The following is a 25,461-nucleotide window of genomic DNA, read 5'->3' as shown; positions in this document are numbered from 1 at the left end:
GCGCGGCGTCGCCGCGGCGCCCGGGCCCCGGAGACGGCGCGGCCCGCGCGCACTCGAGCGCACGGGCCGCGGACGACGGGCGAGCGTGAGGAGGTCAGCGCCAGGCGTAGGCGCGGAGCGCGTCCCAGCGCGCCTCGAGCTCCGCGCGGCGCGACGCGTACCACCGCTCGAACCTGCGGACCTTGCCCGGGCGGCCCGCGTAGCGCGCGTAGAAGTCGGCGCGGGTGTCCTCGAGCTCGCGCAGCTCGCGGCGGATCTCGCGCGCCTCGCGCTCCCGCGGCGACTCCCAGCGCCCGTCCCGGCCCCAGTCGTGGCGCCCGTCGCGACCCCAGTCGGCCGGCGCGGGGCGGGGCGGCGGAAGGCGGTCCTCGTCGCAGGGCTTGGCGAGCGCAGCGGACGGCAGCGCGGCGGCGAGGGCGACGGCGAGGGCGAGCTTCCTCAGGGACAGGGACGTCATGGCTTCCTCCGGTGTCGTGTTACCCCTTCCACCGGAGAGACGGCCCCTCCCTTCCTTCTATTCAGCGCGCGCTCGCCTCACGCGCGCGAGGCGGGGAGTCGATCGAGCTTCGCCGCGAGGATGAAGTCGTTCTCGGACAGCCCGCCGATGGCGTGCGTCCAGAGCGTCACGTCCACCGCGCTGTAGTGGACGGAGAAGTCGGGGTGGTGGCCCTCGTCCTCGGCGAGCTCGGCCATCGCGTTCACGAAGGCGATCGCGTGGCGGAAGTCCTTGAACCGGTAGTGCTTGTGGAGCTGCGTCGCGTCCAGCCGCGCGTCCCAGCCGTCGAGCGAGCGGAGCCCCTCCTCGACCTCGCCCGGGGTCATCTTGGGGATGCCGCCCTCGCAGGGGACGCAGCGCTTCGTCGTGAAGTCCATGCCCGGGAGACCTGCGCCGGGAGGGGCGCTCGCGCAAGGCTTGGGCGGGACGTCCGCGCGCGGGCGGCGTCGGCTATCCTCGCCCGCCATGGAACGGACCTTCCTCGCGCTCGGCGCGATCTCCGCCGCGATCTCCGTCGCGGCCGGCGCGTTCGGCGCGCACGCCCTCAAGACGCGGCTCTCGCCGGACCTCCTCGCAATCTTCGAGACCGGCGCGCGCTACGAGATGTACCACGCGCTCGGCCTCATCGCGGCCGGCTGGGCGGCGGCGCGCCTCGGCGGGGCGGCGCCGGCGTGGGCCGGGTGGCTCTTCGCGCTCGGGACGCTGCTCTTCTCCGGCAGCCTCTACGCGCTCGCGCTCACCGGGGTGCGCGCGCTCGGGGCGGTGACGCCGTTCGGCGGGGTGGCCTTCATCGCGGGCTGGATCGCGCTCGCGCTGTCCGCGCTGCGGCGCTGAGCGGCGGCGCGTGCCGCGCGGCCGACGCGCCGCGCCGCGCCGCCGTCAGGGCGTGCCCTCGAACGGCAGCCCCTCGCGCGCCCAGCGGACTGTGCCTCCGTCCACGCTCGCCGCCCTTGGCGCGCCCGCCCGCTCGGCGAGGGCGGCGGCGGTGAGGCTGCGGGCGCCGTGCGCGCAGATGAAGACGACCGGCCGCCCGTCGACGAGGTGCGCGTTCGGCGCGAGGGCGAGGACGCGGAGCGGGACGTGGCGCGCGCCGGGGATCCGGCCGCGGGACCACTCGTGCGGCTCGCGCACGTCGACGAGGTCGTGCCCGCCCTGCGAGACGAGGGCGTGCGCGTCGGCGGGAGAGAGTCGGGTCATGGCGTCACGGTCTAACCGGCCGACGTCCCCCGCGCAGCCTCGCCTCGGGCCCCCTCCCGTGGCAGAGTCACGCCTCGAATGAGCGCGACCCCCCGGGATCGGTTCCCGCCGTCGATCAAGTTCCTCGCCTGGAACGAGGCTGCCGAGCGGTTCTCCTACTACGGCATGACCTCCGTCCTCGCCCTCTACATGGCGAGGAACCTCGGGCTCCCCGAGCACCGCGCCATCGCCGGCTTCCAGGTGTTCACCGCGGCCGTGTACCTGATGCCGCTCGCGGGGGCGCTCCTCGCCGACTGGGTGCTCGGCCGCTACCGCACGATCCTGTGGCTCTCGTTCGGCTACGTCGCCGGCCACGCGACGCTCGCGGTGTGGGAGAGCGGCACCGGCCTCGTGGTGGGCCTCGGCCTCATCGCCATCGGCGCGGGCGGCATCAAGCCGTGCGCCTCCGCGTTCGCGGGCGACCAGATCCCGCCCGGCCAGGAGGGGCTCCTCGCGCGCCTGTACGACCTCTACTACTGGATGATCAACCTCGGCTCGACGGTCGGGACGCTCGTCATCCCGCTGCTGCTCGACCGCGTGAGCCCGCGCGTCGCGTTCGGCGTGCCGGGCCTCGCCATGGCGGCCGCGCTCCTCGTGTTCTGGCTCGGTCGCGGCAAGTACGTGCACGCGCCGCCGCTGCGCAGCGCGCCGCCGCCCGCGCCGGGCGAGGCGGCCGAGGCGCCGGCCCGCGCGGCGCTCCTGCGCATCATGGCGATCTTCGCGCCGGTGGCGGCGTTCTGGGCGCTCTTCTTCCAGTACGGCTCGTCGTGGACGCTGCAGGCCGACCGCATGCGGCGCGACGTGCTCGGCTTCCACGTCGCCTCCGGCCAGGTGCAGACGCTCGACGCCGCCTTCGTCCTCACGCTCATCCCGGTGTTCGCGGTGTTCGTCTATCCGGCGCTCGAGCGGCGCGGGGTGCGCGTGACGGCGCTGCGCAAGATGACGGTGGGGATGTTCGTCACGGTGCTCTCGTTCGTGGCCGCGGCGCTCGTCGAGGCGCGCCTCGGCGAGGCCGGGGCGCCGCCGCACGTCGTCTGGCAGGTGCCCCAGTACCTGTTCCTCACCATCGGCGAGGTGCTCGTGTCGGTCACCGCGCTCGAGTTCGCCTACGCGGAGTCGCCGAAGCGGCTGAAGAGCGTGGTGATGGGCCTGTGGTACCTCACCATCGCCTCGGGCTCGATCCTCACGGCGGTCGTCGCCTGGGTGAACCGCTTCCAGGGCGTGGCCTACTACGCGTTCTTCGCGGTCCTCATGCTGGGCGCCGCGGTGGTCTTCGCGCTCGTCGCCTGGTGGTACCCGGCCGCGCCGGCGCGGCGCGGCGCGGCGTCCGGGGTCGCCGCCTGATCCCGGAGCCCGAGACGGACATGGCCCACGCCGAGCGCTATCCGCCCCAGGTCAAGTACATCGTCGGCAACGAGCTCTGCGAGCGCTTCTCGTTCTACGGGATGCGCTCGATCCTGACGCTCTACATGATCCAGTACCTGCTGCTCGCGCAGCAGGACGCGAAGGCCTACTTCCACTACTTCGTGATGGCGAACTACCTCACGCCGCTCGTCGGCGGGTGGATCGCCGACCGGTTCTGGGGGCGCTACCGCACGATCCTCTGGATCTCGCTCGGCTACGTGGCCGGGCACGCGGTGCTCGCCGTCTGGGAGACGCCCGCGGGCCTCCTCGCCGGCCTCTCGCTCATCGCGCTCGGCGCGGGCGGCATCAAGCCGTGCGTCTCGGCGTTCGTCGGCGATCAGTTCGGGCCGGCCCAGCAGACGCTCATGCAGCGGGTGTACGGGTGGTTCTACTGGTCCATCAACCTCGGCTCGGCCTCGGCGAACCTGCTCATCCCGTGGCTGCTGAAGCGCCACGGGGCGCCGGTCGCGTTCGCCGTCCCGGGCGTGCTGATGGCGCTCTCGCTCCTCGTCTTCTGGGCGGGGACGAAGCACTACGTGCAGGCGCCGCCCTCCGGCCCGAACCCGCACGGCTTCCTGCGCGTCGTGGCGCGCGCCGTGCGCCGCCTCGGCACCGGCCGCGCCGGCGAGCACTGGCTGGAGGGCGCGCGAGACGCGCACCCGCCGGAGGCGATCGCGGGCGCGAGGGCGGTCTTCCGCATCATGGGGGTGTTCTCGGCGGTGACGATCTTCTGGGCGCTCTTCGACCAGAAGGCGTCGTCGTGGGTCATCCAGGCGAGCCAGATGGACCTCGTCGTCCGCGGCTTCGAGATGTCGCCGGCGCAGCTCCAGGCGGCGAACCCGTTCCTCGTCATGACGCTCATCCCGCTCTTCACGTGGGGAGTGTTCCCCCTCCTCGAGCGGCGCGGCCTCGAGCTCACCCCGCTCAAGAAGATGACGGCGGGGATGTTCGTCACCGCGCTCTCGTTCGGCGCGGCGGCGATCGTGCAGACCTTCGTCGATCGCGGCGGCGCGCCGCCGAGCGCGCTCTGGCAGCTGCCGCAGTACGTGCTCCTCACGGTCGGAGAAGTGCTCGTCTCGGTGACCGGCCTCGAGTTCAGCTACACGCAGGCGCCGCGGGCGATGCGGAGCACGATCATGTCGCTCTGGTTCCTCGCGATCGCGCTCGGGAACCTGCTCACCGCCGTCTTCACGCGCCTCGTCTCGCTGCAGGGGGCCGCGTACTTCTGGGTCTTCGCCGGCCTCATGCTCGCCGCCGCGCTCGCGTTCCGCGAGGTCGCGCGGCGGTACCGCCCCGTGCCGGCGGCGGTCGACGTGGTGGCGGCGGAGGGGTGAGCGGCGCCGCGATCGAGGCGACGACACCCTCGCGATAGGACGGGTACGCGAGCGCGACGCCGAGCGCCTCGAACGCGGCCCGTCCGTCGACACGGCGACCGCCGTGCGGTCCCGGGATCCTGTCGGGCAGCGCGGGGGGGACGAGGCCGAGCGAGGCGCAGAACGCGGCCACCTCGCGCGCGCTCGCCGGCGACGAGTCCGCCGCGGGGTACGCGCCCGTGAGCCCGGAGGCGAGCGCGGCCTCGCAGAGCGCCGCGAGGTCGTCGACGTGGATGCGCGACACGACGCGATCAGGATCGCCGCCGCGCCGTGGCGCGGCCCCCGCGCGCGCATGCAGCCCGCGGCCGGGGCCATAGATCGCCGAGGCACGGAGGACCAGCGAAGACCACGGCCCCCGCGCGACGCCCCGCTCGGCGTCGAGCCGAAGCGCTCCCTCGTGAGTGCGCGGCGCCGCAGCGGTCTCGGCGTCGACGTCGCGCTGCCCGCCGTAGACCGAGGTCGACGAGAGGTACACGACGCGCCCGGGCGGCGAGAGCGTGGCGAGCAGGGCCGCCGTCGCGTCCCCCCGCACGCCGAGGCGCTCGAGCGGCGGCACCGAGAGCAGCACGGCGAAGCCGGGCGTGAGCCGGGCCGCCGCGGACGCAACGCCTCCCCACGAGGCGGGCCGGGCCGCGTCGAACGCAACCACCGTCGCGCCGCGCTCCGCGAGGGACGCGAGCGTCTCTTCGTCGCGAGCCGCCGCGACGACGGACACACCGTGCGCGAGCAGGCGTGCGGCGACGTGACGCCCAGTGTACCCACACCCGAGGATCAGCACCTCTCGCACCGACCGAGGATAACCCCCCGCGCTCGGCGCGGGAGTTCCTGAGCGTTGGCGAGACGATGCGCGGAGGCGCTTGACACCGCGGGCGGCGGGACGCTACGAGGCGAGGACAAGATGCTCGGGTGCCCGTCGAGGGCATAACAGGGAAGCCGGTGAGAATCCGGCGCGGTCCCGCCACTGTGAGTGGGGAGCCGCTCTCGTGAGCCACTCGGTCCAGCGGACCGGGGAAGGCGAGAGCGGCGTGAGAGGGGAAGGTGTTCCCCTCCGAACCCATGAGCCAGGAGACCTACCCGAGCTGGCGAGGACGCCATGCCGCAAGGCTGCCGTCCCGCGGGCGCGGAGATCGCCCGCTGGGACCCCGACATCCGGACCGTCTCGCGTCGTGCCGCGCCGGCGCTCGCCGCGGCGGCGCTCGCGTGGCCCGCCTCCGCGCGCGCGATGCACCTCGCCGACGGCGTCCTGCCGCCCGCGCAGGCGGTGCTCTGGTTCTGCGCCTGCGCACCGTTCGTGGCGGCGGCGTTCGCCGCGTGGCGCCGGGCCGGAGACGACCGGCTCGCGCGGCCGCTCATCGCGACCGCCGCCGCGCTCGTGCTCGCGCTCTCGAGCGTCGAGATCCCCCTCCCGCTCGGCACGTCGGCGCACGCGTGTGGCGTCGGGCTCGCCGCGATCCTGCTCGGCGCCCGCCGCGCGATCCTCGCCGCGCTCGCGGCCGTCGTGCTCCAGGCGTTCCTGCTCGGCCACGGCGGCGTGACCGCGATCGGCGCCGACCTCGCGTCGATGGGGATCGCCGGCGCGCTCGCCGCGCACGCCGCGTTTCGCGGGCTACGCGCCGCGCGCCTTCCTCTCGCGCTCGCTGCAGCCGCGAGCGCCCTCGCCGCGAGCGTCGCGACCTACGCGCTCGCCTCGCTCCAGCTCGCGCTCGCGCTCTCGGCGCCCGGCGCGTTCCGGACCACGCTCCTCGGCGTAGCGGCGACGTACGCGCCCGCCGAGCTCCCCATGGCGGCCCTCGAGGCCGCCGCCACCGCCGCCGCGGTCGCGTTCCTCGCCCGCCGCCGCCCCGATCTCGCGGCGGACCTCGGCCTCGCGCCCGCGGGGGGGCCGTGAGCCGCGATCCGCGCCTTCGCCTGGCCCTCGGGCTCGCCGCGCTGGCCCTCGTGGCCGCGGTCCCGCATCCCGGCCCCGCGCTCGCCGTGGCGGCGGTCGCGCTCGCGTCCGTCGGCGCGCGCGGAGGCCGCCTCGGGCGGCTCGTGCTCGCGCCCGTGTTGCTCGGCGCGGTGACCGCCTCGGCGGCCGCGCTCGCGCCGCGCGCCGCTCCGGACGCGACCGCGCGCGGGCTCCTCGTCGCCGCGCGGGTCCTCGCGGGAGGCGCGGTCGGAGCGTGGCTCTGCGCGACGCTGCCGCTTCCGGCGCTCCTCTGCGCGCTCGCCTGGGCGCGCTGCCCGCGCCCGCTCGTCGAGCTCCTCGCGCTCGCGGCGCGGCAGGCGGCGTCCCTGTCCGCGGCGGCGGCCTCGGTGCGCGACGCCCAGCGCGCCCGGCTCGGGTACGCCGGGCTCGGGCGCGCGATCGACTCCGCCGGCCAGCTCGCGGGCGCGGTGACGAGCCGCGCGATGGATCGGGCCGCGGCGCTCGCCGACACGGTCGCGGTCCGCGGCGAGCCGCCGGTGGACGCGCTCCCGCCGCTCGCCGCGGGGGCCGCGGGAGGCGCCGCGCTCGTCTCCGCGATCGCGATCGCGCTCGTCGCCTGCGCGCTCTTCGGCGGAGGTCGGCCGTGGTGACGGCGCCGGCGCTCCATCTCGAGGCCGAGACGCTGGGACCGCGCGGCGCCCTCCCGGTGCTGCGCAACGTCCGCATCGTCGTGGCGCCCGGGGAGCGGGTGGCGCTGCTCGGCGGGAACGGCGCGGGGAAGACGTCGCTGCTCCGCGCGATCATGGGGCTCGCTACGGTCCGCGGACGCGTCGAGGTCCACGGCCGGCGCGTCCGGCGTCCCGCCGACGCCGTCGCCGCGGGAGCCGGGCTCCTCTTCCAGGACCCGGCCGATCAGCTCCTCGCGCCCACCGTCCTCGAGGACGCGATGATCGGCCCGCGCCACGCGGGAGTCCCGCGCGACGAGGCCCGCCGCCGCGCGGAGGAGGCCCTCGCGGCGGTCGGGATCGCCGGTCTCGGCGGCCGCGCCGTCGAGGCGCTCTCGACCGGCGAGCGGAAGCGGGCGGGGCTCGCGGGCGTCCTCGCGCTTCGCCCGTCCCTGCTGCTGCTCGACGAGCCGACCGCGGGCCTCGATCCCGCCTGCGAGCTCGCGGTGGCGCGCCTCCTCGACGAGGTCGCCCGGGCGCGCGGCGCCGCGCTCCTCGCGGCGACGCACGCGGTCGACGTCGCGCCGCTCTTCGCCGAGCGCGCCGTCGTGCTCGGGGAGGGGGGCGTCCTCGCCGACGCGCCGCTCCGTGACGTGCTCGCCGACGGCCCGCTGCTCGCGCGCGCGGGGCTCCGGTCGCCCTGGATCTCCCAGGTCTGGACCGCGCTGCGCGGCCCGGGTCGCGCTCCGCTCACCCTCGACGAGGTCTTCACGTGGAACGCACCGCGGTCCTGATCCTCGGCCATGGCAGCCGGGTCGCGCGCGCGAACGCCGAGTTCGAGGCGCTCGTCGGCGCCTTCCGTCGTCGCCGTCCCGACCTGGACGTCGGCCACGCCTACGTCGAGCTGGCGGCACCGCTCCTCGCCGACGCCCTCGCCGCGGCTGCGGCCCGCGCGGACCGCGTGGTGCTGCTGCCCATGTTCCTGCTCACGGCGGGACACCTGAAGGACGACGTCCCCGCGGCGCTGGCGGCGGCGCGCGCCGCGACCCCCCGCGTCCGGTTCGACGCAGCGGGTGCGCTCGGGGTGGTCAACCGGATGACGGAGCTCGTTCTCGCGCGCAGCGCGCAGCAGGTGCCGCTCCGCGGTCCCGAGGGCGCTCGCACCGCGCTCCTCGTGGTCGGTCGCGGCTCGAGCGACCCGGACGCCAACTCGGACCTGTGCAAGCTCACCCGCATCCTCGGCGAGCGGGCCGGCTTCGCCCGCGCCGAGCCCTGCTTCATCGCCGTGACGTCGCCGCTCTTCGAGCGCGCGGTCGAGGACCTCGCGAAGGTCCACGACGGGCCGATCCTGGTGCAGCCCTACTTCCTCTTCGAGGGGCTCCTCATGCAGCAGCTCGCGCGCGAGGTGGCGGCGTTCCGCTCCCGCCACCCCGGGCGCCGCGTGGCACTGGCGCCGCATCTCGGCCCCGACGCGCGCCTCGTCGACCTCCTCGAGGAGCGGCTCGCGGAGGTGCTGGGGCAGCGCGCGCGGCTGCCCTGCGACACCTGCCCGCGCTCCGCCGCATGACCGCCCACGCGAACGACCGCCCGGCCACGGCCGGGCTCCGGACCGGGTACACGACGGGCGCGTGCGCCGCCGCCGCCGCGCGCGCCGCGGCGCGATACCTGGTGCGCGGCACCGCGCCCCGCGAGATCGGGATCGTGCTGCCGAACGGACGCCCTGCGTCGTTCCCGGTGGCGCACGCCGAGATCATCGGCGCGGCCCGCCGGTGTGCGGTCGAGAAGGACGCGGGCGACGATCCGGACGTCACGCACGGTGCGTGGATCGTCGCCGACGTGGAGCCCGCGCCCGGCGGCGTCGAGATCCGCGGCGGGCCCGGCGTCGCGACCGTCACGCGGCCGGGCCTGGGGCTCGAGGTGGGCGCTCCGGCGATCAACCCGGTGCCGCGCCGGAACATCTCGGACATGGTGCGCGCGGAGCTGGCGGGGAGCGCCGTCGCCGGCGCGCGCGTCACCGTCTCGGTCCCGCGCGGCGAGGAGATCGCGCGCGGCACGATGAACGCGCGCCTCGGGCTCCTGGGCGGCATCTCCATTCTCGGGACGACCGGCGTGGTGCGCCCGTTCTCGACCGCGGCGTGGCAGGCCAGCGTCGCGGCGGCCATCGACGTCGCGCGCGCACGGGCGCTGGACACGCTCGTGCTCACGACCGGCGGCCGCACCGAGGCGCACGCGATGCGACTGCGCCCGGGGACTCCCGAGGCGGCGTTCATCCAGGTCGGCGACGCGGTGGGCGCCGCGCTGCGGCACGCCGCCCGGCGCGGGATCGCGCGGGTCGAGCTCGTCGCGATGGTCGGGAAGATGTCGAAGCTCGCCGCCGGGTCTTTCCAGATCCACGCCTCGCGGTCGGAGGTGGACCTCGGGTTCCTCGCCGCGGTCACCGCGGAGCTCGGCGCCGCCGCGGCGGTCCTCGCCGAGGTGGCCGCCGCGAACACCGCCCGCGAGGCGCTCGGCGCGTGGAGGCGGGCGGGGATCGAGACGGACGTCGCGGCGGCGCTGTGCCGGCGCGCCGCCGCGCGCTGCGCCGCTCACGCGCCGCCGCTCCACGTCCGGACGGAGCTGGTCGGGTTCGACGGAGCGGTGCTCGGGCGGGGCGCCGCGGAGGCGGAGCGATGAGCGAGCGGATCGTGGCGGCCGGCCGGCGCATCGAGGAGGAGAGCCTCGCGATCATCGACCGCGAGGCCGGCGCGCACGGCTTCCCACCCCGCGCGTGGCCGGTCGTGCGCCGCGTGATCCACGCGACGGCCGACTTCGAGTTCCAGCGAACGCTGGAGCTGCACCCGGACGCCGTGGAGGCGGGAGTCGCGGCGCTCCGGGCGCGCGCCGCGATCGTCGCGGACGTGCGCATGATCGCGGCCGGGCTCCCCCGGCTCGAGGTGCGTTGCCTCATCGGCGACGCGGAAGTCGCGGCGGCGGCGCGCGAGGGCGGGACCACGCGGGCGGCGGCGGCGATGCGGAAGGCCTCTCGCCTCGGGCTCCTCGACGGCGGCGTCGTGGCGATCGGGAACGCCCCGACCGCGCTCGCGGAGCTGCAGCGGCTCGTCGAGGCGGGGGTCGCCAGTCCCGCGCTCGTCGTGGCGGTGCCGGTGGGCTTCGTCGGGGCGGCGGAGTCGAAGGAGGCGGCGCGCTCGCTGCCCGTGCCGTGGATCGTGGCCCGCGGGCGCAAGGGCGGGACGCCGGTCGCGGTGGCCGTGCTGAACGCGCTCGCGATCCTCGCCGCGGAGGATGACGCGTGAGGCGTCCGGTCACGGTAGTCGGCATCGGCGCCGATGGCTGCGCGGGACTCTCGAGCCGCGCGGTCGGTGCGGTCGCCGTCGCGGACGTGCTCGCGGGCGGCGAGCGGCACCTCGCCGCGTTTCCACAGTTCCGCGGCGAGCGCGTGGTGCTCGGAAAGGAGCTCGCTCACGCCGTGGAGCGCATCGCGGCGCTCGCCGACGAGCACGCCGTGTGCGTCCTCGCCTCGGGCGACCCGCTCCTCTTCGGCGTCGGCGCGCGACTCGTCGACCGGCTCGGCGCGGAGCATGTCGAGATCCTGCCCCACCCGAGCTCGGTGCAGTGGGCCTTCGCGCGCGCCGGGCTCGCCTGGGACGACGCCGCGATCCTGTCGGTGCACGGCCGGCCCCTCGCCGGAGTCGCGGCGCGCGTGCGTCGCGCGCGCAAGGCGGCGCTCCTCACGGGGGGCGCCGCGACCCCCGCCGCGGTCGCGCGCCACCTCCTCCGGTACGGCGAGCGCGGGCTCGCCGCGTGGATCTGCGAGGACCTGGGCGGACCGGGCGAGCGGGTCCGCCGGTTGGCCTCGCTCGAAGACGCGGCCGCCTGCGAGGACGTCGGCGCCCTGGCCGTGCTGCTGCTCGCCCGGACGGACCCGGCGTGGCGCCCGCCCCCAGCGCTGCCGTTCCTCCCGGAGGACGCGCTCGACATGCGCCGCCCGCGCACCGGCCTCGTGACGAAGCGCGAGGTGAGAGCGCTCGCGCTCGCGGCGCTCGCGCTCCGGCCCGACGCGGTGGTGTGGGACGTCGGCGCGGGATCTGGCTCGATCGCCATCGAGGCGGCGTCGCTCGCTCCGGAGGGGCGGGTGTTCGCGATCGAGCGCGACCCGGAGTCGGCCGCGCACTGCCGCGCGAACGCTCGCCGTCACGGGATGGATCACGTCGCGGTGGTGGAGGGGGCGGCGCCGGCGGCGCTCGACGGGCTCGCGGCCCCGGACGCGGTCTTCGTGGGGGGCGGCGGGCGCGGGCTCCCGGCCATCGCCGCGGCCACGCTCGCCCGGCTCCGCCCAGGCGGCCGGGTCGTGATCGCCGCGGTGACGCTCGAGACGCTCGAGGACGCGCGCCGAGCGCTGGCGGGCGCCGGGATCGCACCCGAGGTGACGGCGGTCTCGGTCGCGCGCGGCGCGCCGCTCGCTGGGCGCACGCGGCTCGGTCCGCTCTCGCCGGTGTTCCTCGTGGCCGGGAGCATCCCCTTGGAGCCAGCTTGAGCGCGACCCTGTACGGCGTCGGCGTCGGTCCGGGCGCCCCCGACCTCCTCACCCTGCGCGCGGTCGCGGTGCTTCGCCGGGCGGCGGTGCTGGCCGCCCCCCGGCCCTCCGAAGGCGGCGCATCGCTCGCGCTCCGCACCGCGCGCGAGGCGACGGGCGAGGTGCCGGGACAGGAGACGCTCCCGCTCACCTTCCCGATGACCCGCGACCCCATCGCCCGGCGCGCCGCGCGCGATGCCGCCACGGGCGCCGTCCGCGCCCGGCTCGTGGCGGGGCGCGATGTCGCGTTCGTCACCGAGGGTGACCCGCTCCTGTACAGCACGTTCCTCGACGTGCTCGACGCCGCGACCGGCCTCGGCGCGCGCGTCGAGGTGGTCCCCGGCGTCTCGTCCATCACGGCGGTCGCCGCCGCCGCCCGCGTTCCGCTCGCCGACGGCGACGACCGGGTCGCGGTGCTCCCCGCGTCCCGCGCGCTCGAGGACCTCCCCCGGCTCGCGCGCGACTTCGAGACGCTGCTCCTGCTCAAGGCGGGGCGGCACCTCCCCGAGCTCCGCGTCGCGCTGTCGCGCGCGGGGTGCGCGGAGCGGGCGTGGGTCGTGGCCGAGGCGTCGAGGCCCGGCGAGCGGGTCGCGCCGCTCGCGGACATGGACGCGCTCCCGCACGGCTACTTCACCACGGTGCTCGTGCGGACGCGGGCGGGGGAGGGCGCGTGACCCGGCGCCTCGCCGTCCATGCCGTCACTCGCGGCGGCGCGGCGCTGGGCGCGCGCGTCGCCGGCGCGCTCGGCGGGGAGCTGCTCGTCGCGGAGCCGGTCGCGTCGGCGGCGCCGGGCGCGCGCACGTTCCCGCTGCCCATGCGCTCGGCGGTGGCCCGTGCCTTCGCCGAATACGACGGTCACGTGTTCGTGCTCGCGGTCGGCGCGACGGTTCGCCTCGTGGCGCCGCTCGTCGCGAGCAAGTGGACGGATCCCGCGGTGGTGTGCCTCGACGAGGCGGGCCGCTTCGCGGTGGCGCTCCTCTCCGGGCATGCGGGCGGCGCCAACGCGCTCGCAACGGAGGTCGCCCACGCCGTCGGCGCCGCGCCGGTGGTGACCACGGCCTCGGACGCGCGGGGCACGCTGCGCGTCGATCTGCTCGGGCGGGAGCTCGGCTGGACCCTGGAGGATCCGCGCGGCAACGCCACCCGGGCAGCGGCGGCGTTGGTGAACGGGGCGCCGGTGCTCGTGGTGGACGAGGCGGGCGGAGGCGCGTGGTGGCCCGCGGGCGCGCCGCTCCCCGCGAACATCGCGGTCGCGCCGTCGCTCGACGGCGCCGACGCGGCGCGGTGGGCGGCCATCGTCGCGATCACCGACCGCGTCATCCGCGACGAGGCGGTGCTCGCGAGGGCGGTGCTCTGGCGCCCGCGCACGCTCTCGGTGGGCGTGGGCTGCGATCGCGGCGCGTCGGCGGACGCCGTGTGGCGCGCGGTGCGCGACGTCCTCGAGGCGCACGGGCTCGCGCCCGCGTCGATCGGTGCGGTGGGCACGATCGACCTGAAGCGGGACGAGGCGGGGATCGTCGCGCTGGCGGCGCGGCTCGGGTGTCCGCTGCGCCTCTTCGACGCCGCCGCGCTCGAGGCGGCCGTCGGGATCGAGCGGCCGTCGGAGGTCGTCCGGAGGCATGTCGGGACGCGGGCCGTCGCCGAGCCAGCCGCGCTCCTCGCGGCGCGCGCCGCGCGGCTGCTCGTCCCGAAGCAGGTGCGGCGGGACGCGGACGAGGGCCAATCGGTGACGGTGGCGGTCGCGCGCGCCGCGCGGGAGGAGACGTGATGGGCATGGGATCGCTGTCGATCGTGGGGCTCGGGCCCGGGGCGCTCGACCAGCTGACCCCGGCGGCGCGCACCGCCGTCGAGGAGGCCGAGGTCGTCCTCGGCTACCGGACCTACCTCGATCTCGCCGCGCCGCTCCTCGCCGGAAAGGAGATCGTCGCCGGCCGGATGACCGGTGAGACGGAGCGGGCGCGCGAGGCGATCGCGCGCGCGCGGGCGGGGCGGCGCGTGGCGCTCGTGTCCTCGGGCCACCCCGGCGTGTACGGGATGGCGAGCCTGGTCCTCGAGATCCTGCGGGACGCGGGCTGGCGGCCCGGCGACGCGCCGGCCGTGACCATCGTCCCGGGCGTCACCGCGCTCGGCTCCTGCGCGGCGCTCGTGGGCGCGCCGCTCGGCCACGACTTCTGCGCGATCTCCCTCTCGGACCTCCTCACGCCGTGGGAGGTGATCGCGCGGCGGCTGGAGGCGGCGGCCGCCGCCGACTTCGTGATCGGGCTCTACAACCCGGCGAGCACCCGTCGTCGCCGCCCACTCGCGGAGGCCCACGCGCTGCTCGTGCGTCACCGCGGCCTGGCGACCCCGGCGGCGGTGGTGACGGACGCCTTCCGCGGCGGGCAGCGCGCGGTCGTCACCACGCTCGAGCGGCTGCTCGACGAGGAGATCGGCATGACCACCACCGTGATCGTGGGGTCGAGCCGGAGCTTCGCGTTCGAGGGGCTCCTCGTCACGCCCCGCGGTTACGCGGAGAAGTACGGCCGGGCGGGGGCGGGGCTCTCCGCCGAGGAGTCGCGATGACGGTGCACTTCGTGGGCGCGGGTCCGGGCGCGCCCGACCTCGTCACCGTCCGCGGCGCGGACCTGATCGCCCGCTGCCCGGTGGTGATCTTCGCGGGCTCTCTCGTCCCGCGCGTGGTCGTGGCGCGCGCCCGCCCGGACGCGCGCGTCCTCGACTCGGCGGGCATGACCCTGGACGAGATCCTCGCGGAGATGCGCGAGGCGCACGGGCGCGGCGAGGACGTCGCGCGGGTGCACACCGGCGACCCGCTCCTGTTCGGGTCGACCGCCGAGCAGATGCGCCGGCTCGACGCGCTCGGGATCCCGTACGAGGTCGTCCCGGGCGTATCGTCCTTCACTGCCGCCGCCGCCGCGCTTCGCCGCGAGCTCACCGTGCCCGGCGTCTCGCAGACGGTGATCCTCGCCCGCGCCGCCGGCCGGACGCCCGTGCCGGAGGGGCAGGACCTCGCGTCGCTCGCGAGTCACCGGGCGACGCTCGCGCTGTTCCTCTCCGCGCGGCGCCTCGACGAGGCGGTCGCCGCGCTCGCTCCGGCGTACGGCCGGGACTGCCCCGCCGCCATCGTTCACCGCGCGAGCTGGCCGGACGAGCGGGTCATCCGCGGCCGCCTGGGGGACCTCGCGGCGCTCGCTCGCGCGGAGGGCATCGACGCGACCGCGATGGTGCTGGTCGGCCCCGCGCTCGATGCCGAGGGCTTCCCGGCCTCGCGGCTCTACGCGCCGGAGTTCGGCCACGCGTTCCGCGCGGCGCGCACGGAGGGAGAGGGATGAGCGCGCCGCTCCGCATCGCGGTCACCGGCTCGGCCGGCTCCGGCAAGACGACGCTGGCGCGCGCGCTCGCGGCGCGGCTCGGGCTCTCCGTCGTGCCCGAGGAGACTCGCGCCTGGATCGACGGGGGCGGGCATCCGCTCCCAGGGCTCGCGCCCGGCGAGGCGAGGGCGGTCCTCCAGGAGCTCTGGCGGCAGCGGGTGGCCGCCGAGGGCGCCCACACGGAGTTCGTGGCCGACAACTGCAGCCTGGACCTCGCCGCCTACGCGCTCCACCACGGCTGCGCCTCGACGGGCGACCCCGGGACCGGGGCGCTCCTCGAGGCGTCGGCCGCGCACGCCGCCTCGTATGCCGCGATCCTGGTCCTGCCCTGGGGCGTTATCCCGTACGAGCGCGACGGGGTCCGGTCGGCGGAGCCGTATGTCGAGCTGCGATACCAGCTCGTGCTCGAGGGGCTCTTGAGGGCCCACGCCGTGCCCGCGCGCGTGCATCACCTGCCCCCCGGGCTCGACACCCCCGCAGCGCGGCTCGAGTGGGCGTGCGCGGTGGTCGGGCGCGAGCGTCCGCGCGGTGGGCGCGTCGATCTCGTCGGCGCCGGCCCAGGCGATCCCGGCCTCCTCACCGTTCGCGCGCGGGAGCTCCTCCGTGCGGCGGACGTCGTGGCGTACGACGAGCTCGTGCCTCGGGCGCTCCTCGCGCTCGCGCCGCCCGGCGCGGAGCGCCTCCCGGTCGGCCGCCGGTGTCACGGGCGCACCCGGGGGCCGCTGCGGCTCCACCCGGACATCCTCGAGCGCGCTCGTGCGGGGAAGCGCGTCGTGCGGCTCAAGGCAGGCGATCCCTTCGTGTTCGGCCGCGGGGGCGAGGAGGCCGAGGAGCTCGCGGCGGCGGGGGTGCCGTTCGAGGTCGTCCCCGGCGTGTCCGCCGCGCTCGGTGCCGCCGCCGCGGCGCGGATCCCCCTCACGCACCGGGAGGTCAGCTCGGACGTGACCTTCGCGACCGGCCACGACCTCACCCGCTCGGAGGCGCCCGCGCGGACGGACTGGAGGAGGCTCGCCGGGAGCGGAACGCTCGTGCTGTACATGGCCTCGCGCTCGCTGGGCCCGAACCTCGCGCGTCTCGTCGAGAGCGGCCGCCCCGCGACCACGCCGGCCGCCTGGATCTCGGCGGCGACGTGGCCGGAGCAGGAGGTGGTGGTGGGGACGCTCGCCGACCTCGCGGCGCGCGTCGGCCTGCGCGGCGGGGGTGCGCCCGCGCTCGTCGTCGTGGGCGAGGTGGTGACGATCCGGGAGCGGCTCCTCGCGCTCGTGTCCGCCGGGGAGGCCGCGTGACCGGCGCGACCCGCGGGATCCTCGTCGTCTACACCGGCGACGGGAAGGGCAAGACCACCGCCGCGCTCGGGATGGCCTTCCGCGCGCTGGGCCGAAGGCTGCCCGTCGTGGTCTTGCAGTTCGTGAAGGGCCGCTGGAAGACGGGCGAGCGGCTCCTCGCGGAGCGGCTCCCTGGGCTCGAGCTCCTCACGCTCGGCGAGGGGTTCACCTGGAAGGGAGACGACCCGGAGGTGCACGCGCGCGCCGCGCGGGCTGCATGGGCGCGGGCGCGGGAGCTCGTCGCGGCGGGCCGGCACCGGATCGTCGTCCTCGACGAGCTCACGCACGTCTTGAACCACGGGTACGTGAGCTGCGACGAGGTCCTCGCGGCGATGGCGGCGCGCCCGGTCGAGACGACGGTCGTCGTGACCGGCCGCGACGCGCCGTCGTCGCTCGTGGACGCGGCGGACCTGGTGACCGAGATGCGGGCGGTGAAGCACCCCTTCGCGCGGGGCGTGAGGGCGATCGCCGGGGTGGACTTCTGATGACGGCGCCCTTCGAGATCCCGCGGCTCGTCCTCGGAGCGGCGTCGAGCGGCTCCGGCAAGACCACGCTCGCGGTCGCGCTCCTCGCCGCGCTGCGCGGCCGCGGGCTGCGCGTCGCCGCGTTCAAGTGCGGCCCGGACTACCTCGACCTGGGCTACCACGCGCGCGCGGCGGGCGCGCCCTCCCACAACCTCGACGGCTGGATGATGGGGCGGGACGGGGTGCTGGCCACGTTCGCCAGCGCCGTGCGCGGCGCGGACGTGGCGATCGTCGAGGGGGTCATGGGGCTCCACGACGGCGCGTCGCCCGCCTCCGACGCGGGCTCGACCGCGGAGATCGCCCGGTGGCTGGAGGCGCCCGTCGCGATCGTGCTCGACGCCTCCGGGATGGCGCGGACGGCGGCCGCGGTCGCCGGCGGCCTCGCCGGCTTCGATCCGCGGCTCCGGGTCGCGGCGCTCGTGTGCAACCGCGTGGGGAGCCGCGGGCATCTCGAGCTCTTGCGCGAGGCCGTCGCGGCGCCGCCGGTCGTGGGCGGCCTCCCCGCCCGCGCGGACCTCGCGTTCCCGGAGCGCCACCTCGGGCTCGTCACCGCGTCGCGCCGGGTGCTCCCCGACGACCGCGTCGCCGCCTGGGCGCGGCTCGCGGAGGAGTGGCTCGATGTCGACGCGCTGCTCGCAGCCGCCCGGGCGGCCCCGCCGCTCGCGCTGCCGGACCCGGCGCCGAGCCCGCGGGTGGCGTCGCGCTGCCGGATCGGGGTCGCGCACGACGAGGCGTTTCACTTCTACTACGAGGACAACCTCGCCCGCCTCGAGGCGCTCGGCGCGACGCTCGTCCGCTTCTCGCCGCTCCACGACGCGGGTCTCCCGGACGTCGACGGGCTGTACCTGGGCGGCGGCTACCCCGAGGAGCACGCGCCCGCGCTCGCCGCGAACGTCGGGATGCTCCGCGACGTCCGCGCGCTGGCGGCGTCCGGCCGGCCCGTGTACGCAGAGTGCGGCGGGCTGATGGCGCTCGCCGCCGCGATCAGGACCCGCGACGGGCGCGTGCACGCGGGCGTCGGGCTCCTCCCGGGGACCGCCATCGTGCACGAGCGGCTCCAGGCGCTCGGCTACGTCGAGGTGACCACGCGCGCGCCGTCGCTCGCGGGCCCCGCCGGCGCGCGCTTCCGCGGTCACCAGTTCCGCTACTCCGAGCTCGCGGGGGTGCCCGACGCCGTGCCGCGGGTCTACGCCGTCGCGCGCCGCCGCGGCGAGCCGCTCCTGGAGGGCTACGCGCCGGCACCCAACGTCCTCGCCTCGTACGTCCACGCGCATTGGGCGTCGTGCCCGGCCGTGGCGGAGGCGCTCGTCGGCGCCTGCGCCGCGACGCGGGGGGGCGCGCGATGACCGCCGTCCTCGCGCGGGCCGGCGCCCCGGCGCTCGACGGTCGCTGGCTCGTGGTCCGCCTTCCTGGGCCGCACGCGGTCCTCTCCTGGGCGATCGTGAACGGCGGGCGCCGGATCGCGAGCGCGGTCGCCTGGCGCGAGGTGCACGACGGGGAGCTGCGGCCGCCCGTGGATGCCGCGCGGTTCCTCTCCACGCAGCTCGCCGAGGCGGACCTCGCCGACGCGGTCGGCCTCCTCACCAGCGCGGCGCTCTCGCGGCACGTCGTCTGTGAGCGGCGCGCGGGCGAGGTCGCGGCGCGGTGCGTGGCCACGGTGGGGCTCGGGAACGCGCTCCGCGCCGGCGACCCTCCCGGTCCCTCCGGGCGCATCGGGACGATCAACGTGCTGTGTCAGGTCGGAGTGCCGCTCTCCGAGGAGGCGCTGCTGGAGGCGCTCTCCCTCGCCGCCGAGGCGCGCACGCTCGCGGTGCGCGAGGCGGGCGTCGCGAGCCAGATGAGCGGCGCGCCTGCGAGCGGCACCGGCACCGACTGCATCGTGATCGCCGCTCCGGAGCGGCCGAACGGGGCGCGGTACGCCGGGAAGCACACGGCGCTCGGCTACGTGGTCGGCGCGGCGGTGCACGACGCGGTGGCGCGCGGCGCGGCGGCGTGGCTCTCGGAGCGGGCTCGATGAGCGCGGCGGAGATCGTCCTCGTGGGTGGTGGGGTCCGCTCCGGGAAGAGCGCGTTCGCGCTTCACCTCGCGCGCGGGCTCGGCGCTCGCCGGGTCTTCGTGGCGACCGCGCAGGCGTTCGATCGCGAGATGGAGGAGCGGATCGCCGCGCACCACGCGGAGCGCGGCGGCGCGTTCCTCACGGTGGAGGAGCCGCTCGACCTCGCGGGCGCGCTCGAGCGCGCCGACGCCGACGTGGTCGTCGTCGACTGCCTCACGCTCTGGATCTCCAACCTGCTCCTGCGCGGCGACGGCGCCGCCGCCGTCGCGGCGCAGGTCGAGGCCGTCGCCGGGGTGCTGGCGCGCCGCCGCGTGCACGCGGTGCTCGTCACGAACGAGGTGGGCATGGGCGTCGTGCCGGAGAGCGCCCTCGGGCGCGCGTTCCGCGACGCGGCCGGCCGCGCTCACCAGCGGCTCGCCCGCGACGCCGACCGCATCTATCTCGCGACCCTCGGGTGCGTCCTGCGCCTCCGCCCCGGCCCCCTCACCCTCATCCACCCGGAGACCCCACCATGACCTCGCTCGAGACCACCTGCGCCGCGATCCCCCTGCCCGACTCGGCCGCCGCCGCCGCCGTGCAACGCCGGCTCGACGGCAAGACCAAGCCGCGCGGAAGCCTCGGGCGCCTGGAGGAGATCGCCTGCGCGCTCGCCGCGATCCAGGGCACCGCCACGCCGCGCGCGGCCGTGAAGGCGGTGGTGGTGATGGCCGGCGACCACGGGGTCGCCGCCGAGGGCGTCTCGGCGTACCCCCAGGAGGTGACCGCGCAGATGGTCGCCAACTTCGCTGCCGGCGGCGCGGCGATCAACGTGCTCGCGCGGCACGCCGGCGCCAGGGTGATCGTCGTGGACATGGGCGTGAAGCTCCCCATCCCCGGGCTCGCGGGCGTGCGCGACCGGCGCATCGGGGCGGGCACGCGCAACCTGGCGCGCGGCCCGGCGATGACCCGCGAGGAGGCGGCCAGGGCGGTCGAGGCCGGGATCGGCGTCGCTCGCGAGCTCGCCGACGAGGGCGTGCACGTGCTCGGGATCGGGGAGATGGGCATCGGCAACACCACGCCGGCGAGCGCGCTCACCGCTGCGTTCACGGGCCTCCCCGCGGCCGAGGTCACCGGGCGTGGCACCGGGATCGACGACGCCACTCACGCACACAAGGTCGACGTCGTGAATCGCGCGCTCGCGGTGAACCGTCCCGATCCGTCCGACCCGCTCGGCACGCTCGCCGCGCTGGGCGGGTTCGAGATCGCCGGGCTCGCCGGGGTGGTCCTCGGCGCGGCCGCGCGCCGCGTGCCCGTGGTGACGGACGGGTTCATCGCGAGCGCCGCCGCCCTCGCCGCCGCGCGCCTCGCGCCGCGCGCCGCGGACGCGGTGCTCGCGTCGCACCGCTCCGTGGAGGCGGGCCACCGCGCCGTGCTGCGCGCGCTCGGCAAGGAGCCGCTCCTCGCTCTCGACCTGCGGCTCGGCGAGGGGACTGGCGCGGCGCTCGCGTTCCACGTCATCGAGGCCGCCGCCCGCGTGCTCGACGAGATGGCGACGTTCGAGGGCGCGGGCGTCACCGACGCGGGGCGCTGACGAATGTCGCCCGGGCTCCACGCAGCGTCGGTCCTCGCCGGCGCCCTCACGCTCGACCTCGTCATCGGCGAGTTCCCGGCGCGCCTGCACCCGGTCGTCTGGATGGGGTGGGCGATCTCGGCGCTCGAGCGGCGCGCCCCCGTAGCCGGTCGCGCCGGGCCGCTGGCATACGGCGCGGTGATGGCGCTCGCGCTGCCGGCGCTCTTCGCTGGCGGCGCCCTGCTCCTCTGCCTGGCTGCGCGACCGTGGCCGGCGCTCTCGATCGCGGTGGAGGCGATGCTGCTCAAGTCGAGCTTCGCGGTGCGCGCCCTCGGCGACGCGGCGGGCGCGGTGTCGCGCGCGCTCGGGCGGGGCGCGCTCGACGAGGCGCGCGCGGCGCTGCGGGCGCTCTGCAGCCGGGACCCGGACCGCCTGGACGCGCCGCTCGTGGCGGCGGCGGCGGTGGAGTCCGTGGCGGAGAACGCGTCCGACAGCGCGGTCGCGCCGCTCCTCTTCTGGGCGGTCCTCGGCGTCCCCGGCGCGGTCGCGTACCGCGCGGTGAACACGCTCGACGCGCGGGTCGGGTACCGCGGGCGGCACGAGTGGCTCGGCAAGGCCTCAGCCCGGCTCGACGATCTCCTGAACCTCGTCCCTGCGCGCGTCACCGCCGCGCTCCTCCTCGTCGCGGGGCTCGCCTGCGGCGCCGACGCGCGGCGCGGGCTGGCGGTGCTCCTGCGCGACGGCGCCCGGACCGAGAGCCCGAACGCCGGGCGCCCGATGGCGGCGATGGCCGGCCTGCTCGGCGTCGAGCTCGAGAAGGTCGGGCAGTACCGGCTCGGCGATCCGATCCGGCCGGTCACCGCGGAAACCATCTCGGCGGCGTGGCGGATCGCCTTGCTCGCGGCGGTCGCCGCCGCGGCGGTCGGGGTCGCGCTCGCCGCGGCGACGGGGGGATGGCGTGAGCTCGCCTGACCGGCCCCGCGTCCACGGCGGCCCCGTCGCCGCCGAGCTCGCCGCGCTCGGTCTCGCGGCCGCCGACGTGATCGACTTCAGCGTGAACGTGAACCCGTACGGCCCTGCGCCGGCCGTCGCGGCGGCGGCGCGGGGCGCGGACGTCTCGCGCTACCCTGAGCCTCGGGCCGAGACGGTCCGGGCGGCCCTCGCCGCGCGGTGGCGGGTCGAGCCGGGCGGCGTCCTGTTCGCGCACGGCGCGGCGGAGCTCCTGTGGGATCTCGCCCGCCACGTCGCGCGCGCGGGCAGGCGAGCGCTGGTCGTCGAGCCCGCGTTCTCGGAGTTCCGCGCGGGCGTCGCGGCTGCCGGCGGCGACGCGATCGAGTGGTCGCCCGACCCGGCGCGTGGGCTCTCGGTGGACTTCGAGGCGGTGTCCGAGCGGCTCGCGTCCTCGGGCGCCGCCGCCGCCTACCTCGCCTCGCCGACGAGCCCCGCCGGCGCCGCCGTGCCCTCCGCCGACGTCGCGCGCCTCGCGCGCGCACACCCCCACGTCCTCTTCGTCCTCGACGAGTCGTTCCTCGCGCTCTCCGACCGGCACGCCGAGGCGGACGTCACGCTCCCCCTCAACGTCGCGCGCGTCCGCTCCCTCACCAAGGAGCACGCCATCCCGGGTCTGCGAGTGGGGTATCTCCTCGCCGACCCCGGGCTCATCGCCGCCCTCGACGCAGCGCGCCCGACCTGGTCGACGAGCGCCCCCGCGCAGGCCGCCGCGCTCGCCGCGCTCGGCGAGGAACCGTTCGTGGCGGCGAGCCGGGCCCGGCTCTCGGTCGACCGGGAGGCGCTCCGCCAGGGCCTCGCCCGGCTCGGCCTCGAGGCGCCGCCCTCCGTCGCGCCCTACCTCGTGTTCCGCGCCGGCGACGGCGCCGCGTTGCGCCGGCGGCTGCTCGCGCGACGCGTGCTGGTGCGGGACTGCACGTCGTTCGGCCTCCCCGGCTTCGTCCGCGTCGCGGCGCGGCCCGCCCAAGACCGCGAGGTGTTCCTCGCCTCGCTCGAGAAGGAGCTGTCATGACCGCCGCCGTCATCATGGTGCAGGGGACAGCCTCGTCGGTCGGCAAGAGTCTCGTCGTCACCGGCCTGTGCCGGCTGTTCCGGCGGGCGGGCCTGCGCGTCGCGCCCTTCAAGGCCCAGAACATGGCCCTCAACTCCGCCGTGACCGTGGACGGCGGCGAGATCGGACGCGCCCAGGCGGTGCAGGCGGAGGCGGCCGGCATCGACGCCGCCGTCGACATGAACCCGATCCTGCTCAAGCCCGAGGGGGACTCCCGCTCGCAGGTGATCGTGCTCGGCAGTCCATCGGGGAGCATGAGCGCCGCCGACTATCACGCCCGGAAGCCCGAGCTGCGGGCCGTGGTGCGCGAGGCGCTCGCGCGGCTCCGCCTCCAGGTCGACCTCGTCGTGATCGAGGGCGCCGGGAGCCCCGCAGAGGTGAACCTGAAGGAACGCGACATCGTCAACATGGACGTCGCGAAGGCGGCCGGCGCGCGGGTGCTCCTCGTGGGCGACATCGATCGGGGCGGCGTCCTGGCGGCCTTCGTCGGGACGCTGATGCTCCTCGAGCCCGACGAGCGCGCGCTCGTGGGCGGCTTCCTCGTGAACAAGTTCCGGGGCGACCTCAGGCTCCTCGAGCCGGGGCTCGCGTTCCTGCGCGAGCGGACGGGCGTGCCGGTCGCGGGCGTGCTCCCGTACCTGCGCGGGCTGCGGATCTCGGAGGAGGACTCGGTCTCGCTCGACCATCGCTGGCGGACCCGACGGGCCGCGCCGGGCGAGCTGGAGATCGCGATCGTGCGGCTCCCGCGCATCTCGAACTACGACGAGTTCGACGCGCTCGAGCACGAGCCGGGCGTGGTGGTGCGCTACGTCGATCGGCCGGAGGAGCTGCGCGGCGCGGATCTCGTGATCGTTCCGGGATCGAAGAGCACCGCGGCGGACCTGCGCTGGGTCCGCGAGAGCGGCGTCGCGCCGGCGCTCCGGGAGCGCGCTGCGCGAGGCGAGCCGGTCCTCGCGGTGTGCGGTGGCTGCCAGATGCTCGGCGACGCGCTGCTCGACCCGGATGGCGTGGAGTCGGATGAGGCCGAGGTGGCCGGGCTCGGGATCCTTCCGATCGTGACTCGCTTCCGGCGGCAGAAGACGACCGCGCGCGTGCGCGCGCACGCGGCCGCCAGGCTGCTCGCCCCCGCCGGCGGCGGCGAGGTGCGCGGGTACGAGATCCACATGGGAGAGGTCGAGCGGCTCTCCGGAGCGCCGGCGCTTCGGCTCGTCGCGCGGAACGGGGCGGCGTGCGATGCGGAGGACGGGGCGGTGTCGGCGGACGGCGCCGTCGTCGGGACGCTCGTCCACGGCGTGCTCGAGGACGACGCAGTGCGCGCGGCGCTGCTCGCGCGGCTCCGCGACCGGCGGAGCCTCGCCGCGCCCGCGGGCCCGCTCATCCCCAGCCGCGATGCGGAGTACGACCGGCTCGCCGACGCGCTCGCCACACACCTCGACTGGGAGCTCCTCTGCGGGCTCGCGGGCGTCAGGGTCGCCCGGCCGGCGGCGGTGGGCGCGTGAGCCGGCTCGCGGTCGCGCTCGCGTTTCTGACGCGGCTCCCGGCGCCGGTGCGGGCGGAGGCGGGCGCGCGCGAGGTGGGGCGCGCGATGCTGTTCTTCCCCGCGGTGGGCGCCGCGCTCGGCGCGGTCCTCGCTGCCGCCGGCCTCCTCCTCGTCCGCGCGCTGCCGCCGCCTCTCGCGGCGATCCTCGTCGTCGCGCTCGGGACCGCGATGACGGGCGCGCTTCACCTGGACGGCCTCGCCGACACCGCCGATGGGCTCGGAGGCGGAAGGAACGCGGAGGACGCGCTGCGGATCATGCGCGATCACGCGGTGGGCGCCTACGGCGCCGCGGCGCTCGTCCTCGCGCTGCTCGTGAAGGTGGCCGCGATCGCGGCACTCCTCAGTCGGCCCGGCGCCGCCGCATGGCTCCCGCTCGCGGGCGCGCTGTCGCGCTGGGTGCTCGTGCCTGTCGCCCGCCTCGCGCCGAGTGCGCGGCCCGACGGGCTCGGGGCCTCGGTGGCGGCGCACGTCGGCCCGCCCGAGGTGGCCGGCGCGACGGCGCTCGCGCTCGGCGTCGCGCTCGGCCTCGCGGGAGTCCGGGGCGCGGTGGCGTGGGCGACGGTCGCGCTCGCCGGCGCCGCGTTCGCCGGGTTTTGCCGTCGCCGCATCGGCGGGATGACCGGCGACACGCTGGGGGCCACGGGCGAGCTCGCCGAGGCGCTCGTGCTCGTGCTCGGCGTGGGGCTGGCGGCGCCGTGATAGCCCCGCGGCCGAGCGGCGCGACGCGCGTCATCCTCGTGCGGCACGGCGAGGCGGCGATCGAGCCGGGGCGGATCTGCGGGCGGCTCGATCCGCCGCTCTCGGCGGCGGGAAGGGCGCGGATCCGCCGGGTGGCGCGCTGGCTCCGCGAGATCGAGGTCGCGGCGGTGTGCGCGAGCCCGGCGCGGCGTGCAATGCAGACGGCGCGGCTCCTCGCCGCCGGCCGCTCGCTCGGGATCGAGCAGGTGCCGGGACTCCGGGAGGTGGACTTCGGCGCGTTCGAGGGGCTCACCTGGGAGGAGGCACGAGCGCGCGACCCGGAGACCTGCGCCGCCTGGCTCGCGCGCCCGCACGAGGTCACGTTCCCCGGCGGAGACGGGTTCCCGGGCATTTCGGCTCGTGCCCTCGAGGCGATGGCCGCTCTCCGCGCGAAGCACCCCGGCGAGACGGTGCTGGTGGTCGCCCATGCCGGCGTGAACCGGGCAATCCTGGCGGACGCGCTCGGGATGGAGGCCGCGGAGTCGTTCCGCATCGATCAGGTGCCCGGCGCCGTGAACCTGCTCGACTGGTTCGAGAGCGGCGCCGTCGTTCGGCTCGTCAACGGGGGTCCCGGCCGCGCTGGTCCGGACCCGGCCCCCCGGCCCCCGGTTCCCGGGGCGCGCTAGGAGGTATCGCCGCCGTCACC

The 25,461-nt window shown here is 76.9% G+C and carries 29 protein-coding genes and 1 riboswitch; of the genes, 25 read left to right on the top strand and 4 right to left on the bottom strand.

The window, feature by feature from the left end; genetic code table 11:
* Positions 1-94: 94 nt before the first annotated feature.
* Together MLV88_RS15140 and MLV88_RS15135 are read right to left on the bottom strand one after the other, a co-directional pair.
* Positions 95-457 (bottom strand): hypothetical protein, encoded by a 363-nt coding sequence (locus MLV88_RS15140; RefSeq protein WP_242341242.1) that lies wholly within the window; start codon positions 455-457, stop codon positions 95-97.
* A gap of 77 nt (positions 458-534) precedes the next feature.
* On the bottom strand, positions 535-873 hold the full coding sequence (locus tag MLV88_RS15135) for a 4a-hydroxytetrahydrobiopterin dehydratase (protein WP_242341241.1): 339 nt from the start codon (positions 871-873) through the stop codon (positions 535-537).
* An 88-nt stretch (positions 874-961) separates the two neighbouring features.
* On the opposite strand from MLV88_RS15135, the gene MLV88_RS15130 reads away from it, so the two are divergent.
* Positions 962-1,330 carry a DUF423 domain-containing protein gene (locus MLV88_RS15130; RefSeq protein WP_242341240.1) on the top strand — a complete coding sequence of 123 codons (369 nt, stop codon included), beginning with the start codon at positions 962-964 and terminating at the stop codon, positions 1,328-1,330.
* Between the two features lie 45 nt (positions 1,331-1,375).
* Here MLV88_RS15130 and MLV88_RS15125 read toward each other — a convergent pair whose 3' ends face one another.
* On the bottom strand, positions 1,376-1,693 hold the full coding sequence (locus MLV88_RS15125) for a rhodanese-like domain-containing protein (RefSeq protein ID WP_242341239.1): 318 nt from the start codon (positions 1,691-1,693) through the stop codon (positions 1,376-1,378).
* Positions 1,694-1,771: 78 nt separating this feature from the next.
* Here MLV88_RS15125 and MLV88_RS15120 point away from each other — a divergent pair, with 78 nt between their 5' ends.
* Positions 1,772-3,076: a POT family MFS transporter gene (locus MLV88_RS15120; protein ID WP_242341238.1), complete on the top strand. Its 1,305-nt coding sequence runs from the start codon at positions 1,772-1,774 to the stop codon at positions 3,074-3,076.
* Between the two features lie 20 nt (positions 3,077-3,096).
* Entirely contained in the window at positions 3,097-4,470 is a 1,374-nt protein-coding gene (locus MLV88_RS15115) for a POT family MFS transporter (protein WP_242341237.1), read from the top strand.
* Here MLV88_RS15115 and MLV88_RS15110 read toward each other — a convergent pair.
* Positions 4,379-5,296, bottom strand: a complete 918-nt coding sequence (locus tag MLV88_RS15110; RefSeq protein ID WP_242341236.1) for an NAD-dependent epimerase/dehydratase family protein — start codon at positions 5,294-5,296, stop codon at positions 4,379-4,381. The genes MLV88_RS15115 and MLV88_RS15110 overlap by 92 nt on opposite strands.
* A 112-nt stretch (positions 5,297-5,408) precedes the next feature.
* A riboswitch (cobalamin riboswitch) is annotated at positions 5,409-5,590 on the top strand.
* A gap of 12 nt (positions 5,591-5,602) precedes the next feature.
* Between MLV88_RS15110 and MLV88_RS15105 the strand changes: the two genes are divergently transcribed.
* From MLV88_RS15105 to MLV88_RS15000, 22 genes are read left to right on the top strand one after another with little or no spacing between them, the layout of a single operon-like run.
* Positions 5,603-6,397: an energy-coupling factor ABC transporter permease gene (locus MLV88_RS15105; protein ID WP_242372651.1), complete on the top strand. Its 795-nt coding sequence runs from the start codon at positions 5,603-5,605 to the stop codon at positions 6,395-6,397.
* Entirely contained in the window at positions 6,394-7,068 is a 675-nt protein-coding gene (locus MLV88_RS15100; protein ID WP_243337869.1) for a CbiQ family ECF transporter T component, read from the top strand. The genes MLV88_RS15105 and MLV88_RS15100 overlap by 4 nt, the downstream gene beginning before the upstream one ends.
* Positions 7,062-7,877 (top strand): energy-coupling factor ABC transporter ATP-binding protein, encoded by an 816-nt coding sequence (locus tag MLV88_RS15095; RefSeq protein ID WP_242339032.1) that lies wholly within the window; start codon positions 7,062-7,064, stop codon positions 7,875-7,877. The genes MLV88_RS15100 and MLV88_RS15095 overlap by 7 nt, the downstream gene beginning before the upstream one ends.
* Positions 7,856-8,650: a sirohydrochlorin chelatase gene (locus MLV88_RS15090; protein ID WP_242339030.1), complete on the top strand. Its 795-nt coding sequence runs from the start codon at positions 7,856-7,858 to the stop codon at positions 8,648-8,650. Before MLV88_RS15095 ends, MLV88_RS15090 begins: the two co-directional genes overlap by 22 nt.
* Entirely contained in the window at positions 8,647-9,756 is a 1,110-nt protein-coding gene (locus MLV88_RS15085; protein ID WP_242339029.1) for a cobalt-precorrin-5B (C(1))-methyltransferase, read from the top strand. Before MLV88_RS15090 ends, MLV88_RS15085 begins: the two co-directional genes overlap by 4 nt.
* Positions 9,753-10,376, top strand: a complete 624-nt coding sequence (locus MLV88_RS15080; RefSeq protein ID WP_242339027.1) for a precorrin-8X methylmutase — start codon at positions 9,753-9,755, stop codon at positions 10,374-10,376. The genes MLV88_RS15085 and MLV88_RS15080 overlap by 4 nt, the downstream gene beginning before the upstream one ends.
* On the top strand, positions 10,373-11,617 hold the full coding sequence (cbiE, locus tag MLV88_RS24630) for a precorrin-6y C5,15-methyltransferase (decarboxylating) subunit CbiE (RefSeq protein ID WP_242339025.1): 1,245 nt from the start codon (positions 10,373-10,375) through the stop codon (positions 11,615-11,617). Before MLV88_RS15080 ends, cbiE begins: the two co-directional genes overlap by 4 nt.
* Positions 11,614-12,330: a precorrin-2 C(20)-methyltransferase gene (cobI, locus tag MLV88_RS15070; RefSeq protein WP_242339023.1), complete on the top strand. Its 717-nt coding sequence runs from the start codon at positions 11,614-11,616 to the stop codon at positions 12,328-12,330. Before cbiE ends, cobI begins: the two co-directional genes overlap by 4 nt.
* Positions 12,327-13,424: a cobalt-precorrin 5A hydrolase gene (locus tag MLV88_RS15065; protein WP_242339021.1), complete on the top strand. Its 1,098-nt coding sequence runs from the start codon at positions 12,327-12,329 to the stop codon at positions 13,422-13,424. Before cobI ends, MLV88_RS15065 begins: the two co-directional genes overlap by 4 nt.
* A complete protein-coding gene (gene cobJ / locus MLV88_RS15060) occupies positions 13,424-14,218 on the top strand; it encodes a precorrin-3B C(17)-methyltransferase (protein WP_242339019.1) in 795 nt (264 codons plus the stop codon). The genes MLV88_RS15065 and cobJ overlap by 1 nt, the downstream gene beginning before the upstream one ends.
* Positions 14,215-14,985 carry a precorrin-4 C(11)-methyltransferase gene (cobM, locus tag MLV88_RS15055; protein ID WP_242339017.1) on the top strand — a complete coding sequence of 257 codons (771 nt, stop codon included), beginning with the start codon at positions 14,215-14,217 and terminating at the stop codon, positions 14,983-14,985. Before cobJ ends, cobM begins: the two co-directional genes overlap by 4 nt.
* Positions 14,982-16,310 carry a uroporphyrinogen-III C-methyltransferase gene (cobA, locus tag MLV88_RS15050; protein WP_242339015.1) on the top strand — a complete coding sequence of 443 codons (1,329 nt, stop codon included), beginning with the start codon at positions 14,982-14,984 and terminating at the stop codon, positions 16,308-16,310. The genes cobM and cobA overlap by 4 nt, the downstream gene beginning before the upstream one ends.
* Entirely contained in the window at positions 16,307-16,834 is a 528-nt protein-coding gene (cobO, locus tag MLV88_RS15045) for a cob(I)yrinic acid a,c-diamide adenosyltransferase (protein ID WP_242339014.1), read from the top strand. Before cobA ends, cobO begins: the two co-directional genes overlap by 4 nt.
* Complete coding sequence (locus MLV88_RS15040) at positions 16,834-18,219, top strand: cobyrinate a,c-diamide synthase (protein WP_242339012.1); 1,386 nt, start codon at positions 16,834-16,836, stop codon at positions 18,217-18,219. The genes cobO and MLV88_RS15040 overlap by 1 nt, the downstream gene beginning before the upstream one ends.
* Complete coding sequence (locus MLV88_RS15035) at positions 18,216-18,890, top strand: adenosylcobinamide amidohydrolase (RefSeq protein ID WP_242339010.1); 675 nt, start codon at positions 18,216-18,218, stop codon at positions 18,888-18,890. Before MLV88_RS15040 ends, MLV88_RS15035 begins: the two co-directional genes overlap by 4 nt.
* Entirely contained in the window at positions 18,887-19,444 is a 558-nt protein-coding gene (gene cobU / locus MLV88_RS15030) for a bifunctional adenosylcobinamide kinase/adenosylcobinamide-phosphate guanylyltransferase (protein WP_242339008.1), read from the top strand. The genes MLV88_RS15035 and cobU overlap by 4 nt, the downstream gene beginning before the upstream one ends.
* Entirely contained in the window at positions 19,441-20,499 is a 1,059-nt protein-coding gene (cobT, locus tag MLV88_RS15025) for a nicotinate-nucleotide--dimethylbenzimidazole phosphoribosyltransferase (protein ID WP_242339006.1), read from the top strand. Before cobU ends, cobT begins: the two co-directional genes overlap by 4 nt.
* Positions 20,500-20,502: 3 nt before the next feature.
* Positions 20,503-21,450, top strand: a complete 948-nt coding sequence (cbiB, locus tag MLV88_RS15020) for an adenosylcobinamide-phosphate synthase CbiB (protein ID WP_242339004.1) — start codon at positions 20,503-20,505, stop codon at positions 21,448-21,450.
* On the top strand, positions 21,437-22,498 hold the full coding sequence (locus MLV88_RS15015) for an aminotransferase class I/II-fold pyridoxal phosphate-dependent enzyme (protein ID WP_242339002.1): 1,062 nt from the start codon (positions 21,437-21,439) through the stop codon (positions 22,496-22,498). Before cbiB ends, MLV88_RS15015 begins: the two co-directional genes overlap by 14 nt.
* A complete protein-coding gene (locus tag MLV88_RS15010) occupies positions 22,495-24,036 on the top strand; it encodes a cobyric acid synthase (RefSeq protein WP_242338999.1) in 1,542 nt (513 codons plus the stop codon). Before MLV88_RS15015 ends, MLV88_RS15010 begins: the two co-directional genes overlap by 4 nt.
* A complete protein-coding gene (gene cobS, locus MLV88_RS15005) occupies positions 24,033-24,776 on the top strand; it encodes an adenosylcobinamide-GDP ribazoletransferase (protein ID WP_242338997.1) in 744 nt (247 codons plus the stop codon). Before MLV88_RS15010 ends, cobS begins: the two co-directional genes overlap by 4 nt.
* Positions 24,773-25,441 (top strand): histidine phosphatase family protein, encoded by a 669-nt coding sequence (locus MLV88_RS15000; RefSeq protein WP_242338995.1) that lies wholly within the window; start codon positions 24,773-24,775, stop codon positions 25,439-25,441. Before cobS ends, MLV88_RS15000 begins: the two co-directional genes overlap by 4 nt.
* Positions 25,442-25,461: the final 20 nt, after the last annotated feature.

It is taken from the genome of Anaeromyxobacter soli (assembly GCF_022808855.1).
Classification (GTDB): Bacteria; Myxococcota; Myxococcia; order Myxococcales; family Anaeromyxobacteraceae; genus Anaeromyxobacter; species Anaeromyxobacter soli.
Note: the sequence above shows the minus strand (reverse complement) of the source record. Positions and strands in the feature narration are given on the sequence as shown.

Excerpts from the sequence above, each read along its gene's own strand:
- MLV88_RS15140 (WP_242341242.1), bottom strand. The coding sequence starts at position 457 with ATGACGTCCCTGTCCCTGAGGAAGCTCGCCCTCGCCGTCGCCCTCGCC.
- MLV88_RS15135 (WP_242341241.1), bottom strand. The coding sequence starts at position 873 with ATGGACTTCACGACGAAGCGCTGCGTCCCCTGCGAGGGCGGCATCCCC.
- MLV88_RS15130 (WP_242341240.1), top strand. The coding sequence starts at position 962 with ATGGAACGGACCTTCCTCGCGCTCGGCGCGATCTCCGCCGCGATCTCC.
- MLV88_RS15125 (WP_242341239.1), bottom strand. The coding sequence starts at position 1,693 with ATGACCCGACTCTCTCCCGCCGACGCGCACGCCCTCGTCTCGCAGGGC.
- MLV88_RS15120 (WP_242341238.1), top strand. The coding sequence starts at position 1,772 with ATGAGCGCGACCCCCCGGGATCGGTTCCCGCCGTCGATCAAGTTCCTC.
- MLV88_RS15115 (WP_242341237.1), top strand. The coding sequence starts at position 3,097 with ATGGCCCACGCCGAGCGCTATCCGCCCCAGGTCAAGTACATCGTCGGC.
- MLV88_RS15105 (WP_242372651.1), top strand. The coding sequence starts at position 5,603 with ATGCCGCAAGGCTGCCGTCCCGCGGGCGCGGAGATCGCCCGCTGGGAC.
- MLV88_RS15085 (WP_242339029.1), top strand. The coding sequence starts at position 8,647 with ATGACCGCCCACGCGAACGACCGCCCGGCCACGGCCGGGCTCCGGACC.
- MLV88_RS15080 (WP_242339027.1), top strand. The coding sequence starts at position 9,753 with ATGAGCGAGCGGATCGTGGCGGCCGGCCGGCGCATCGAGGAGGAGAGC.
- cobJ (WP_242339019.1), top strand. The coding sequence starts at position 13,424 with ATGGGCATGGGATCGCTGTCGATCGTGGGGCTCGGGCCCGGGGCGCTC.
- cobM (WP_242339017.1), top strand. The coding sequence starts at position 14,215 with ATGACGGTGCACTTCGTGGGCGCGGGTCCGGGCGCGCCCGACCTCGTC.
- cobA (WP_242339015.1), top strand. The coding sequence starts at position 14,982 with ATGAGCGCGCCGCTCCGCATCGCGGTCACCGGCTCGGCCGGCTCCGGC.
- MLV88_RS15040 (WP_242339012.1), top strand. The coding sequence starts at position 16,834 with ATGACGGCGCCCTTCGAGATCCCGCGGCTCGTCCTCGGAGCGGCGTCG.
- MLV88_RS15035 (WP_242339010.1), top strand. The coding sequence starts at position 18,216 with ATGACCGCCGTCCTCGCGCGGGCCGGCGCCCCGGCGCTCGACGGTCGC.
- cobU (WP_242339008.1), top strand. The coding sequence starts at position 18,887 with ATGAGCGCGGCGGAGATCGTCCTCGTGGGTGGTGGGGTCCGCTCCGGG.
- cobT (WP_242339006.1), top strand. The coding sequence starts at position 19,441 with ATGACCTCGCTCGAGACCACCTGCGCCGCGATCCCCCTGCCCGACTCG.
- cbiB (WP_242339004.1), top strand. The coding sequence starts at position 20,503 with ATGTCGCCCGGGCTCCACGCAGCGTCGGTCCTCGCCGGCGCCCTCACG.
- MLV88_RS15010 (WP_242338999.1), top strand. The coding sequence starts at position 22,495 with ATGACCGCCGCCGTCATCATGGTGCAGGGGACAGCCTCGTCGGTCGGC.